The following is a 15,164-nucleotide window of genomic DNA, read 5'->3' as shown; positions in this document are numbered from 1 at the left end:
TATTCATGTTTTTATGGTTTATTGGGACATTATGAGTCCTAATCTAAAAGTACACTTACGGAAAGACTTGATTTAAGGAAGTATTGATATGAGCCAACCTAGGTATTTGACCAAATCACGATTTAAGTTAGCCACTGAGTGTCCAACAAAGTTGTTTTATACAGGTAAAAAAGCGTATTTGGATAACAAGCTAGATGACCCATTTCTAGCCTCATTAGCTGATGGTGGTTTTCAGGTAGGTGAATTAGCTAAGTGCTATTACCCAGACGGTCATGACATAACTTCTTTAGATTATGAAGAGTCGATTCAGCAAACTAATGAGCTATTAAAGCAAGAAAACGTCGTCATTTTTGAGCCAGCCATTCGCTTTGGCAACTTATTTGTTCGTGTCGATATTTTAGTTAAGCAAGGCAATGAGTATCAGCTTATTGAAGTTAAAGCCAAATCATATTCGGCTAAAAAAGATAAAGACTTTCTGAACAAGTCTGGAAAGTTAGACTCAAAGTGGAAACCATACATTTTTGATGTGGCGTTTCAAAAATACGTTTTAAAACAGGCCATACCCGGTGCGCTAGTTAGCAGCTATTTAATGGTTGTGGATAAAGACATGCCTTGTCCAGTTGATGGTTTAAATCAGAAGTTTAAATTAACTCGTGATGACAGAAACAGACGCGGTGTGTCTGTTTCTCATTCGTTATCTGCCTCGGATTTATCAGTAAAAATTCTCAAAAAGGTCAATACCGACAAAGCAGTTCAAATTGCTTATGAAACCGAATTGCAAACTGGTATGCCAGTAGAAGGCTTCATCCCTAATATCGAAGTACTAGCAGAGCAGTATTCTAACGATGAAAAGGTGATGCCAGTCATCGGCTCAAAGTGCAAAAGTTGTGAGTTCAAATGCTCGGAAGAAGATGAAGCGAATGGCTTTAAAAGTGGCTTTAAGGAATGCTGGAAAGAGCAACTTCATTGGAGTGATGAAGACTTTAATGAGCCTACGGTATTAAGTATCTCAAACTTTAGAAGTTCAAACCGCTGTATCGAAAATGGCAAAGTAAAGCTAAAAGACCTTTCTCCAGAAGACATCAACTACGAAGAGTCATCAACACCTGCACTTACATTAAAAGAAAGGCAGTGGCTTCAAATAGAGAAAGTACAAGAAAATGATTCAAGTGTGTATGTTGATGTCGATAGCATGCGAAATGAAATGGCCTCTTGGACTTACCCTCTTCACTTTATTGACTTTGAAACTTGTGCCGTTGCCATTCCTTTTTATAAAGGAATGTCGCCATACGAAGGCATAGCGTTCCAGTTTTCCCACCACATATTACATGAAGACGGTCGTGTGGAGCATGCAGGTGAATTTCTTAGTTCTCAGGTTGGTGAGTTCCCAAACTTTAATTTTGTAAGAGAGCTAAAAGCTCAATTAGAAAAAGACAACGGCACCATCTTTAGGTACTCAAACCACGAGAATGCTTATCTTAATATGGTTTATCAGCAATTAAAGTTGTCTGCTGAATTAGATAAGGACAAGCTTTGTGACTTTATTAAGTCAATCACTAAGTCTTCCAACAATAGCAAAGACAATTGGTTGGGTGACAGAAACATGGTCGATCAATGGGAGCTGGTAAAGAAATATTATTATGACCCTGCCACAGGTGGCTCAAACTCTATTAAGGCAGTACTACCTGCGATTTTAAATAGTTCTAAATTTTTACAAGAAAAATACGAACAACCTATTTATGGGACTCATGAGTTGCCTAGCTTAAACTTTAAAAATAAAGCTTGGATTGAATTTGATGACAACGGAAAAGTGAAAGACCCATACAAATCACTGCCAAAAATGTTTGCAGAAGCGTCTGAGCATGACATAGAGCTACTATCAGAATCTGATGAACTGAATAATGGCGGTTTGGCTTTAACTGCATATGCAAGGCTCCAGTTCACTGAAATGTCTGATTATGAAAGAAAGGAACTTGAACGCGGACTATTGATGTACTGTGAGCTAGATACTTTGGCTATGGTGATGATCCAAGAGGCTTGGAGGGAGATGATTAATGAAAACAAATAGAGTCAGAGAGAAGATACTGGCTTAACTATAAAACCGTGGCCAATATTAGTTGACCACTACAGTAACGTTTACCAACTAGTTAGATGTGTATAGTATGGGACATTGTATGTCCTATTAGCTTTGTACTATGCAGACAAATAGATTAGTTAGCCAACACAAGTTGGCAGGAAGTAATAATGAATAAAAAAGAGTACTTAAATCAACCTATGGTAAAAGAGTTTACATCTTACCTGTCTAATTTAATTGATGGGAACGAGTATTTTAAGCATGAGTATTATTGGTATGATGAAAAAAAAGACATATATTTCGATTCTTTTCTAGATGCATTATATAAATATGAATGGCCATTTAGGTATATAGATCGATTTATTAACGAAGTTAAAACTGGCAAATCGTTACATGATAATAAAACTTGCTTAGAAAGCTTTAGCAAAGGTTTGGTTTCAGCTATAGGCAATGGAGATCTTAAAGCATGCCAAAATTATTGTTTAATGATTTTAGATTGGGGAGGCGTCCTCTATCAGAATGAAGATAAAATATTATCTTTAGGCTCTATACTTCCAGAGTATCTAGCATGTTGCATAAGACTGTTTAATGGTCCAGATATTACTTGTAATGATAAATATAAAGTATCTGTTAATGGTGAATCCATTGATGTAATCATGAATGCAGGGTTTACAAAAATATATTCGCTAATCTGTTCGAGTTTTATTATTTATGATGGTCGAGTAGGCGGGGCGCTGGGATACCTAGAAACGAATTTTTATAAAAAAACAGGTAATGCACAAAGTAAATTATTAAGCTTTCATTATGGCTCTGCGAGAGGCAAACAAATTCGTAACCCGTCAGTAAATAATTTTAAATTCTCAATTCTTTCAGCTGGCAATGTTCATACTAGAGATAACTTAAAGGCCAACTGGCTTTTGGCTGAGGCACTTGAAAATCAAACTAGCTTGAAAGGTGATAAGGCTACGTTAATACGAGATATTGAGTGTGCACTATTTATGATCGGATATGATTTTCCTGAATTAAAACCCAAAGATGAAAGTAAAGACAAGGTAGAGAACTATAGTACTCGCTCAAGCTCTAAAGATTCAAAAGTAACAGCAGATTTAGTTAGAACATTTGCGTTACAACTCATTAAGGAAGGATTAAAAACACGAGCATCTATTGAGTTTACTTCCAGTGACATTAAAAAGGAGCTAGGTGGCGACTTAACTGCAATATGTAGCGCTCTAAAAAAGCCAACGTTCTTCTACCAATCTGGAGTTACTCTTGAAATAATTGACACTCCCCCTTCCGGCTTAGGAAAAGTAACCTATAGGGCCAAAAAGGCAGCTTAAATATTAGGATTCCCCCATGCAATAACGCAATTTATAAAATGAGTAAATTCAAGTTGGGACAATGTTTGTCCCATTTTTTATTGTTCTGTATTGGTTTTACAAATCGAGGTTAACGACATGTCTAAAAAAATTAATACTTTTATTGCACTTTTAGCAGGTTATTTGATGAAGAAGATACGTACTGGATTTCTGTATTCACAATCTATCTAATTTTTATTCAATTAGCAGTTACTAAATCAAATCTCAACAACGTAACCACAATCGAAATTATAGTTTTCTAGACTGGAGTAACCGCGTTGATTTGAAATTATTCTCGTATCAGCAATTTGATAGTTTACATTGTGATGAGTGTGACCATGTGCCCATATATCAATTCTATCTGTATATTTTTTAATAAACTCTTCTAAATTAGAAGAGAATGCGGCCGAAAGTAGGTCGCTTTGGTATTGCGTTGGTGTTGATTGAGGAGAAGGTGCGTGATGTGTAATCACAATATTTCTACCTGTATTGCTATTTTTTAATTCGTTTTCAATGAAATTTAATGAATTATCAAAAAACGCGATGGTATCGGATACCTTAAGTTTTCTGTATTTACCGTTATCGTTTATTGTAATGTGCTGAAAGTCGTTCATTTTAGCACTCGCATCAAATATGCATTCTTGTTTATTCGACTCACCAAAGAGTTTGAAATCGGTCCATAGGGTAGAGCCTATAAATGTAACGCCACCTATTTCGACACTATCGTTGATTAATACATGAACATTTGAGTTTTTAGATTGTTCTTTTAGTTTTCTATTAATCGATTGGATATTTGAACCATAATATTCATGATTCCCCGGAATGTAGACTACCGGCAACTCAAAGAAATCTTTAGCCCACTGTATGCCATGGTGTTTTGAGTGTATATCACCCGCTAAAATGACCACGTCTGCGTCAATTTTAGGTGGGGTCCAAACCTCAAATTCATTATGAATGTCTGAAAATAATGCCAACTTCATAGTATAATTCCTTTAATTAGTTCTGCTGTGCTATTAATAAGAAGAGGATCTAGTGTAAATATTGCTGTAAACCAATAGGTTGCAAGTAATGAAAGTAGGTAATTAAATACATTTGCAAGCTTTCTATCAGATAATGTTGCCTCAGAGGTTATTTGGGCAAACACAGCTGTCACAAACCAAAGAGCAAAATGGTAGCCATGCACCTCAAGGTTGAAGACATTAAACTCCCAATAATATGCCGTTCCCAAGGCCAATAGAGAAATGCTACTCAAGAATTGAGTAGTGGCTACAATATCCGGTGATTTTTGCAAATCACCATTGTCGTCTATTTTTCCCAACAAATGCATAGGTGAGGCAGTCAATATAAGTAAAAAGTATAGCGCAAGTGCCAACCAGCTTGGCCAATCCCAGTGCGAAGCAGCCCAATAAACACCAGAGATAATAATCGCTAAACCTAATAAATTAGGTACTAGGGCTAGAGCAAAGAAAAGTGTAAGGCCTGATCCAACTAAAAGAACTGGATCAGCACCTAAACCTGTTAATAGCATGACAGCAGTAACAAATAACTTTCCAGCGATTGATAGACCCATGAAGCCATTAATTGCCACAGCACCGATTATGTTTCCAGCGGCAGCCCCTGCGTTTTCTAGCTGATTAATTTCTCTGTTGTATTTCATCCTGACTCCTAGTCAAACCTTATTACATCAATACAACATAGAGGTTGTGGTGTTTCATAGTTAATGCGGACAAATCGTGAACGGCACAAAGAATTGAAGACTCATTTTCTTTAAACACGTCGTCATAACCATCCAAGTCACTGATGTAGGGAAAATAAGAATCAAGAAATTCCTTTAACGACTTCACATGTTCTGCTGCATTGAGGTGTGGGGCATGAATATCAAAATCTTCATCGTCTAAAATCAAAACGGAAGCAGGTAACGCTTCTTCTCGTGAAATTGTGTCAAAACCTTCAAGTCTTGATACTGGTTCATATTTATCAAACATGGCTTTAAGATCATTTTCACGAATGAACTTTCCAGTTTCTTGATAACGCTCGTGACACGTTTTTAAAATGAAGTATTCCTTGTTTTTAAATATAAACTCAATCGCATGAAATTCTGCGTTAGGGTAATGTTTAAAAATCTTTTGCCGATTTGCTTTAGTAAGATTGGTAAGATCCCACACAATGTTTTTGTATTTTTTTGACTCTTGAACCGACTTAAAAAACAAAGATCTTTGCTCGCGGCGGATAGGGTGGTTGAACTCGAGTTCAAAGAACTCTTTGTAAGTTAAATTATTGTCGTGAATTATTTTTTCTACGATGTCATCCGAAGATACGACATAATCAAACTTACTCCGTTGAACAAAGGTCGATTTACCTGTGCATGCCGGGCCAATTAGAACTGTTACTTGTTGTTTAGTCATTTATAAATTTCCTCTTTAAGTTTCTAATTAGTAGCTTACCTTAGGTAGCTGATACACCCGTCGTTGGAAAATTAAATTTATATTTACTCATTGTTTATAAAGACAAAAATGGAAAAATATGATAAGTTGATAACTTAAATTATGGAGTCGCTTTTATGAATGAATTAGCTAGAATCGCGTATGAATATGAGAACTGGCAGAAGGGGTATTTACATGAAAGCGGCGAATCAATTTCCATTGTTCAAGCGCAAATTTTAAAAGACGTTTGGATATCCATTACTCAGGCTGAATTAAGTCACAAAACAGATAGCAGAGACTACAAAAGGGATCGATCAAAAGGTGTTGAGTTATTTACTGCGTTGTTACTTCAATCTCTTGAAGCAAATCAAACATCAAATTCAAAAGAGTTAGCTGAGCAGGTTATTAAGTTTATCGATCACCTTATGCGTGAAAAGCTTGATAAGCGATTTCAATTCAATAAATTTATCAACGAACTTAATAAAAACCTAAAGCAAGACAAAACCACTGCTGAGCTAATTATTTCTATCATTGTTAATAATGCCAAAGGAGATCATAAACTTACGGCTGTCAATGTAACCAACACAACAGATTTAACCTTTGTTCATGAGTGTATGAAGCTATCAAGTATTGCATCTTACTCAAGTGCTAAAACCAGTAACAAAGTACGAGACTTAACAACAGATGAACTGGTATTTGAGACTCAAATACGGCAGTTAATATTTAGCTTTCTTGATACTTTAAACTTTTCCAAAGTAGTATTATTACCTAAAGCACTATTGTTTTATCATCACAGAGATTTAACGTCACAGCAAAGAAATAAAATTGAAGGTTGGCTAAGTAGTAGCGAGTGCCAAATTTTGAAACAGGTGTCTTACGCAGACTTACTGAATTTAACTAGCGTTATTAACCTCAAAGATAAAATTAACCAATTACTTAACGATGGCAATTCGCAAAATAAGCCATATACTGAAATCCTTAATGCGTGCCTCACTTGTTTGCCAGCTCAAATAGTGAATAGCCAGAGCTTCACTGCTAATAAAACACAATTCGAAGCTGAGTTTACTCAGCTAATCAACGTTCAGCTATACAGTGTACTCACACTCAACCCAAATATTATTGTAAATGTTGATCTGATTGCACGTCGTGCATTGTATTTATCATCACTGATAAATCTATTGGAATATACTCAAGTAAAATCCGGTTTTGACTACATTTTTAACAAAATTGAGCATAACTTTAACTCATTTAAAGCGGGAACATTTAAAGTGGCTAAAGTCTGGATTTTATATTTGTTGGAGCGTAATGAATATACTTACAATGGCTTTGCACTAGAGGATTGGTTAGAAGCACGGTTTAGATATTTTGTGCAAAAGAACCAGCTCATATTTAAGCTCAGTGAACTAAAAAGTAATAAGGGGCAATTCAAGAACTTATCAGAAGACAATATTCACTCGAAAAGAATTCAAGACAGCTTGTCTGGCAAAATAAATGAAGATTTTGTTAACTGGGTTGAAAGCCATGGTGGTGATGATATTTTCGACAATCGAAACATAGAGGCTATTACTCAGCAACTAGCTAGCCAGTTAAATTTAAGTAACGTTGACAAATTATCTTTAGAACAAGCCGTTACGCATGATGATAGTTATTTCGAATATCGGTGGAATTCAGTTTTTCAAGGACAAGATAAAAATATCTTTGTGACAGAGACAATTATTGATGCATTTCAAACTTTTGCTAAAACGGATAAAAGTGAGGACGGCTTTAAAATGCAACGCGCTCGCTGGAATCGAATAGTGTCACAAGTTGGTGGCGCTAGTCCCAAAGTGTATAAACGATTTAATACTGTTTTTTGCAATAGCATTGACCCTTTAGAAAAACATAAAGTCGTGACCAGTCGAAATAATTCACTTGCGTTAATTAATATGGATAAACGTTTAAATGGCCGTTACAAAGTTATCAATAAACTCGGCTCAGGTGGTAATGGTTATGTAGTTAAAGCCGCGGATAATAATCTATACCGTGAGGTTGCGATTAAGCTCAATGCCACTTCAGAGTTCACTCACCCAGAAGTGTTTAAACGAGAAGCCAGAATACTTGCTACTCTTAAACATGAAAATATTATTCAGGTCTATGATTTTATTAGTGTTGAAAAGTCCATTTTTTCAAGACATATAAATGCTGATGTTTATGGTTTAGTCACTGAATACCACTTTGGTGCAATGACTCTGGACAAGTATTTGGCCAACAACATTCTGAGCAACGATCAAAAAATTACGTTATTTCAACAAATTTGTAACGGTGTAGCAGCGGCTCATGCAAACAATCTTATCCACGGGGATTTAAAGCCAGAAAACATTATCGTCACCAATGAAGGCGTCGCTAAGTTGATCGATTTTGGTTCAGCGAGTTATGAACATTTGTCTAAAGCAAGCTCAGGCTCACTGGAATGGTTAAACCCGGATGTATTGATTGGAAAACCGCTCCAAAAGTCCTCTGATATATATGCTTTAACTTTACTGTTACTATTTATCTTAGAGATTGATTTTACGGGAGTTGCGGAGGCTGATGAAATCATAGACCCATTTCTATTTGGGAGTAATGAACAGCAGCAAAACGAAAGCACAGCAGATGAAATTGAAAGCATTATTACTCAGAAAGCTGAGCAGCATAACGCTAACCACGGTACTTTGTTTAAATTGATACTAGCTAGCCATTATTTACTTGAACAAGGCTGGCACTTTTCTGATGCTGAGTGGCAAAAGTACAACTTAGATAACGGTAAGTCTGAAGAAGCTGAAAAAGAATACTTTATGATTAGTGGAATTGGTAGTAAGGCAAATCAATTCCTAAATGCGCTTCACGCAATTGTTTACAAAGGATTTGCTTCGGAACAAAGAGTTAAAAGTTTGATAGAAACTCTGCTCAAAGGGCTGCTGACTTCAGCTTTAAACCAAGAGCTTAGTTATCAAGTTCAACAACAAAGTTGTAAAAAGAGCAAAGGTGTAAAGTCTAACAGTAACTATTTAGATCATGCTTTAATAAAATTAGCAGAGCAAAGTAATAATAAACCACTTGAAACCATCGAAACGGTTGAACAATTAAGTGCAGCTAGTTACGTCTTACTAGACGCCTCGGCAAGTCATGTTAATAATGAAGTTGTGTTAAAACCACAGCTTTTTATCAATGGCCGCCTGTTAACTAAACCTTATTTACAAAGCATACCAGAAGTTTACTCTGTTGATGATCCGCGAATTCAAAAAGTAATTTGCAAATTCAATTCTGTTGGAATGGATTACCTTTTTACTGATGTTATTGTTCAGTTGCATGATGGTTCACCCGCCAGATTATGTATCTATAATGACGGCGTATATATTGATAAGCATTCCCATCGATTGTTAGATGCTATTGAGCATGCCAAAACTATCGATCTAGTTGCTTAGTGTCAAAATATGATAATCAGATGTATTATACAGTTTCCAACGGTGGGTGCCTGATGTTGCAGTGGTTAAATAATCCTATTAATACAGAGGATTATTTATGCAAAGCACTCCATCAACCAAGATCACGATTATATTAGATAAAGAAATAACGTCATTAGACTTTATTAGAAACTATCATCCTGTTGTAATTAGGCACGCACTCTTAAATTTCACAAATATAGATCTAGACACATGTCTGGCTTACGTAAGCAATAAGTCTGTTATCCGATATTTACTGTTATGTGGCGTTAACGATGCCTATTCATTAAAAGATAAATTCAAACGAAATTTAACAACTGCGACACCTTCAAGCTGCAAGTTAGAAATCAGCAAACTAAAAAAGGCACTTCGTAAATCCAAACACATTTTATTATCACGAGGACAAAAGCTAGCGGTTGGCTTAAATTGTAGATCATTCTCCGGCGTAAGAGATTTAGCGGAATATGGGCTAGAAAACTTAAAAAATGTCTTACCATCAATTCCTGATTCGGCATTAGCAGACCTTATCGACTTTCAAGATAACACTGATTTGTTGTTAGAATGTTTGCCAGTTAACAGAATTAAAACGATTAAGCATTTATCTCAAAAGCAAATAGCGGTAAACAAAGACAAGCATTCAGCCTTAACATTGATAGCATTTGAGTTAAAACAATATTTGTTAAAGCCGGATTTATATGGTTCAGATCCTTACACGTTTCCGTTGAAAACTTATCAAGAAAAAGTCCTTGGGTTTTTAGAAATGGTGCCCGAAGAAATAAGGGCGTTGGGAATTTCAAAAGTAAGAGATGAATGGATTGTTTCGGCGTTAAAAGTGTTAGAGCCAATCGAGCAATTTAGATTCTTGTCCATTTTTGAAAACGAAACCGCCATTAGAGTGTTTTATTTATATAAAACTAAGCCAAGTTTTCATGAAGTGGGTTTCAAATATTTAAATAAAATAGTTAAGGCGATTTGTGTCGGAACTAAAGCATACAAACTTAAACAAAAACCAGAACTGACAGGCTTTGAGGAATCGAAAACACCATTTAACTTCCAAAGGTTGAATGGCTACAGCCCGCAAGTTTGGGAAGAATTAATTGACGATGTATCAGAAAAATTACTTTATTGCGCGACTTGTTTTTGTCGCAATGATGTATCGATGAACAATTTTAACGACTTCTTAAAAGCAAAAGATCGTCAGATAAATTACCAGAAATTCGATAACACGATTGAAGTCACTGAGATTGAAGCACTGGATTTCCAAGATAAGATTATTGGTGAGTGTGAGCGTATAAAAGCGTTTATTGATGACGTAAACTTTTCGGCATTAGAAAATGAAATCATGAAATTTCATGGCATTTCAGATGAATCTTTGGAGCGAGTTCCCGTAACACAAGAACCAGTACTATACCCCGATGAAGAATGCTCTGAGCCAGAGACAATCGAAGTCTATAATCACGATGATCTAATGACAAATATTATGTTGGGATTAAAAGAGCATGACGAAAAAATTTTTAATCAGATCCAAGCTAAAGGCAATAAAAAACGCATAGTTAAAGTTCCGTCTGACTTTATAGTTCGATTAAACGACCTAGCGACTAGTTTTCCAAATTGCGCTCATATTGTTGAATATTTAAGAGGGGTCATGACAGAAGCGTTTCTAACATCAAAACCGATCAATTTGCCCGTAATCAATCTTGATGGCGAGCCGGGGTGTGGAAAATCACAATTTGTCTTGGAGTTTGCTAAATTATTTGAACTTGAATTTACCTCTCTGCCGGTCACATCAATGGGGGATAAATTTGAGTTAATTGGTGCGCATCGTACTTGGAATAACGCTTCTATTGGAGCTTTCGCTAAGGCAATGTTGCTTGACGGTGAAACTTATAATCAATGTTTTTTGATTGATGAACTCTGCCAAGTTAAAAATTCCGGCGAGCGCAATCTAGTGCCAACTTTGCTCGGTTTTTTTGAAACGGAACAACGAAAGAGCTTACTAGAGAACTATTTAGATGTCGAAGTTGATTTTTCAGGCTTTATTATCTTTACAACAACAAACAATATCGAGAACTTAACACCTGCTTTAAAATCCAGAATCGTTTCTTTTACAGTAGAGAAACCTTCACCAGAGCAAATGAAAATCATTGGCCAGAATATATACCAAAAACATATTCAAGAACGTGGCCTTCAAGATATTCTATCCAGTGAAATTCCTGAAAAATGCCTGCACCATTATCTAGGCGTTGTACCAAGGCAAGCGAAGCAAATTATTGAATCTGCGATTAGAAAAGCCATTCAGCGCTATGATGTAAACAATCCTAGAACTATTTGCTTGAGCATTCATGACTTTGTATCAATTATGAATAACCAGTCAAATCCTATTGGCTTTATTCATTAAAGGTGGCTGTTATGAAAATTTTTGATCCTAGATTTTATGGCAACTTAAACTCGTCGAATTTTGATGTTAATGGAAAACTCATCACTATTGATATTGAATCATCTGGCATTAGTAAAAACGGATACCCAATTGAAGTTGGTTGGTACAGTAATGATTCCACAGGTTCATTTCTCATTAAGCCCGAGCCAGATTGGTTAGAGAATGGGTTTTGGTGTAAATACGCTGAAACTCACGTTCATGGTATTTCAAAAAAGATGTTGTTGCGAAAGGGGATTGATGTCGTCTCTGCGGCTATCAGGTTAAATGAAACTCTAGGTAACAGTGTTGTTGTATGTGATGTAGTTGAATTCGATGGAACATGGTTAACACAGCTGTTTGCTAAGGCTAATGTTATCCCTAGTTTTAAATTGATAGGCCATCTTGAATTAATTGATTTTAAAAAACGTAATGGATGCCATTTAATAAAATCATTTTCTGAGTTACAGAATTTTGAAAATAAACGACACAGAGCACAAGACGACGCCAAGCAATTGCATGAAAACATGCTAAAAATTACGGAACCAATTGCCTAAATAAGCCAATCCATTCACGTCGGAGTTTTAAAGTCTGTATTAATATACTAATTAAAACTCTGACGCTCGAATAACCTTTCAACACAAAGCTACCAAGTACGCAAAACCAACAAGAAAGCAACGAATAAAGAAAATTAGCAAATTCGCACATCGTGCGGGGATAAAATTATTTTATTCAAACCCCAGTGCTAGCGCACTTTATAGGCCTATCTATTTTAGGTAAATCCTAATTCCAAAAACTGATCTCATTTTCCAACGATGGGTGCCCTGTTGCGATAGTTCAAAATACAGCAACTTGAAGTTGGGAAATTCATTTAAATCACGTCAGAGTTTTAATTTAGTTATTAATACAGAACAAAAAACTCTGACTCGGGACGAGTTACTTCCAGCTTCACTAATAAAAAATTTTGGAGATGTATTTTGAAGCAAGTTAAATATTTATGTATAGCAAAATCAGGTGTTGTATTACCAAATGGTGTCGAAGCAGAACATTTTTATCGTGAAGATTTATCTATGTTTTTGGCTGAGCAATTAAAGCGCCAGACATTAATTGAGATAGATTATGTGTTGGTAGTGGGTGAAACTGATGTTGTATTTGGCGCAGAGTTAGCAATTCAATATGGTTTAACACTTTCAGTTTATGGGTATGAATATGATTTTCGCGATCATGAGATTACTGACTCGACTAAAGAGCAAGTATTAAGAGAATTACTGTCCGTATCTAAAGAACCCAAGTTATTTACTCAATCATTAAACGTACTGCTGAATAAATTAATTAAAAAAGTTCCATTACAGCTGTCTGAAGAACAGGTTGAAAAACTTATTTTAGCTGCCACTCCGCAGGCTTTGAAGATCGATGGTGAAAAGGCGGCTGTTGTCGCAAGAAGAAAAATTCACAAATTCTTCGAACAGAAAAAGCTGGAAGTGAAAGATTTAGTTTCACCTCGCTTGTCTGATCAAGTACATGAAATATGTCTTAGCTACAAAAATGAGCTAGTCGAATATATCAAACATAACCCCGGTTTCTATGTTTTAAACGAGCGAATGGGAGCAGGTAAAAGTCAAGATGTGATAATTCCACTCTTTGATGAGTTTTCTTCTACAGATGCTAAGCCAATTGTTATTACACCTACGATTGCTTTAAGCACGCAACTGATCAATGACAAACGCAACTATCAGCATCAAAAAGAATTAGACGTTTCAGAACTTAAGGCTGTAGCCGCTTGCGTAATTTCAGCGACTGCCAACTGGAAATATCAGAAATACGGCAAAGACTCAAAAGTCTGCTTAATTGAAGAATTTGAGGAGTGCGAATCGGCTATTTGTTCTACAGAGTTAATGTACCCGAAAACTTTACATCGTTGCTCTGAAGCTATGGAACAATGGCAGAATCTTTTACAAACGGAAACAGTGGTTGTAGCCGATGCCATGTTTTCAAATTTTAGTGCACAGCAAATCGTAAAAGCAGGGCGTTCAATTACTATTGTAAAAAACACAGATAAAGCTAAAACACAACACAAAAAATTAACGGTTTTCTCTTATCAGAAACAGTTAAGTAAATTGGTGGGCAGCTTAAATGCTGGTGAAAGAACTATTGCGTTCTGTGACGGAAAACATAGTCATAATGGTAAATTTAATACTATAGCCAATGTCATAAAAGAACAAACAGGTGTCAAGCCAATAGTCGTGGATAGTGTTTTCATGAAAAAAGGCCAACCAGACTATTTTTATGATTTAACGTCTCGTGTGGAGGAGCATCAATGTCATATCTTTTCTCCGGTTGTTACAAGTGGCGTTAGCGTAGTCACTAACCAAGTGAATTCAGTCAACATCTTTGCTTGTCATACTCTACTTCCTACTGAGGTTGTTCAAAGTTCGGGACGTTTCAGAAAATCAAAAAATATAACTATTTCTTTTGATAAAAGATCTCGTTTTATCACCACTGATAAGAGAAAAATATTCAATGAATTGGCCTATAAAGCCTATGAAGAACAATGTTCAAGCGATCTTTCAGCTTTATTTAAGGACAAACATTGTCAGTTGGTATTAGACCGTATCGCTCATAACCGACGAATGAAACAAAACTATGTTTTTACAACATTGCAATTGTTTGAAGATTTGGGTTATGAAGTTACCCTAGAAGCCATAAAAAATGAGAGTGAAGCTATTGGCAAACTCATTAAAAAATTATTTAAACAAAACAAAAGAAAGTTTATTGATATTGCCGCTAATACTTTCTACGACATGTCGGATCATCACTTCTTAAAAAATTCATTTGAAATATTAACGAATGAAGAAAAATTTAAACTTCAAGTTTACGAATTGCAGAGATTTTACAACCTTAAATCATCTGATTGCGTTGACTCAGCTAGACGATTAATCGAGTTTGACGATGGCGGTAAAAGCCGCAGACATTTAGAGCATTTTCGAGTATTGCAAGGAGGGTTTTGTCCAATAGAAAATCCTAAATTGGTTGTTATTCAGAAAATATTTAAAGATATTTTTAGTATTCTCAATGTTGATGAATTCAACTTAACAGCAAACTATATAACTGATGATATAGATAAACTGGCGCAGTACATAAAAACAGCAAAAATAGAAGGTTATAAAGTTAGAAATGAACTGATAGCGCTTGGTTGCTCAACAGATATCGCAGGGGAATATAAAGATAGAGGATATTTAACTCGGGGTATCCTAAATGTTTTATTTGGTCTTAAACAGGACTCGCAAAGGAATGGAGCAAAAAATGTAGATGGTAAAAGACCACCAAAATACTATTTTTTATGTCCTAATAAGAGTGAATTAACCAAAAAGTATTTTGAGCAAAAATATTATTCAAAAGCATTACATTCAAGTAATTAGAGTATCGCTTAAAAAATTT

Annotated in this window: 9 protein-coding genes; 6 read left to right on the top strand and 3 right to left on the bottom strand. The window is 35.6% G+C overall.

The features are described 5' to 3' along the window. Positions 1–88 precede the first annotated feature (88 nt). A complete protein-coding gene (locus tag EVU92_RS18490; protein ID WP_130052632.1) occupies positions 89–2,068 on the top strand; it encodes a DUF2779 domain-containing protein in 1,980 nt (659 codons plus the stop codon). 176 nt (positions 2,069–2,244) lie between these two features. Next, entirely contained in the window at positions 2,245–3,411 is a 1,167-nt protein-coding gene (locus tag EVU92_RS18485) for a hypothetical protein (RefSeq protein WP_130052631.1), read from the top strand. 236 nt (positions 3,412–3,647) lie between these two features. Here the strand turns inward: EVU92_RS18485 and EVU92_RS18480 are convergent, their stop codons facing one another. Genes EVU92_RS18480 through EVU92_RS18470 form a run of 3 tightly spaced genes read right to left on the bottom strand, consistent with a single transcriptional unit; the run spans position 3,648 to position 5,834 of the window. Then, positions 3,648–4,409 (bottom strand): metallophosphoesterase, encoded by a 762-nt coding sequence (locus tag EVU92_RS18480; RefSeq protein WP_074988784.1) that lies wholly within the window; start codon positions 4,407–4,409, stop codon positions 3,648–3,650. After that, a complete protein-coding gene (locus EVU92_RS18475; RefSeq protein ID WP_130052630.1) occupies positions 4,406–5,086 on the bottom strand; it encodes a hypothetical protein in 681 nt (226 codons plus the stop codon). Before EVU92_RS18475 ends, EVU92_RS18480 begins: the two co-directional genes overlap by 4 nt. 22 nt (positions 5,087–5,108) lie before the next feature. Further along, positions 5,109–5,834, bottom strand: coding sequence for an AAA family ATPase (locus tag EVU92_RS18470; protein WP_130052629.1), 726 nt, complete (start codon positions 5,832–5,834; stop codon positions 5,109–5,111). A 155-nt stretch (positions 5,835–5,989) separates the two neighbouring features. Between EVU92_RS18470 and EVU92_RS18465 the strand changes: the two genes are divergently transcribed. From EVU92_RS18465 to EVU92_RS18450, 4 genes are all read left to right on the top strand, one after another. Continuing rightward, the gene (locus EVU92_RS18465) at positions 5,990–9,295 is read left to right on the top strand and encodes a serine/threonine-protein kinase (protein ID WP_130052628.1); all 3,306 of its coding nucleotides are present in this window, start codon (positions 5,990–5,992) and stop codon (positions 9,293–9,295) included. Positions 9,296–9,392: 97 nt separating this feature from the next. Beyond that, positions 9,393–11,711: an AAA family ATPase gene (locus EVU92_RS18460; protein ID WP_130052627.1), complete on the top strand. Its 2,319-nt coding sequence runs from the start codon at positions 9,393–9,395 to the stop codon at positions 11,709–11,711. Positions 11,712–11,722: 11 nt separating this feature from the next. Further along, positions 11,723–12,283, top strand: a complete 561-nt coding sequence (locus EVU92_RS18455; RefSeq protein ID WP_082918325.1) for a hypothetical protein — start codon at positions 11,723–11,725, stop codon at positions 12,281–12,283. A gap of 420 nt (positions 12,284–12,703) precedes the next feature. Next, positions 12,704–15,145 carry a hypothetical protein gene (locus EVU92_RS18450; RefSeq protein ID WP_130052626.1) on the top strand — a complete coding sequence of 814 codons (2,442 nt, stop codon included), beginning with the start codon at positions 12,704–12,706 and terminating at the stop codon, positions 15,143–15,145. Positions 15,146–15,164: the final 19 nt, after the last annotated feature.

The sequence above is a fragment of the Pseudoalteromonas sp. MEBiC 03485 genome, from assembly GCF_004195145.1.
GTDB classification, from domain to species: Bacteria; Pseudomonadota; Gammaproteobacteria; order Enterobacterales; family Alteromonadaceae; genus Pseudoalteromonas; species Pseudoalteromonas apostichopi.
This window is presented reverse-complemented; position numbering and strand designations above follow the sequence as displayed.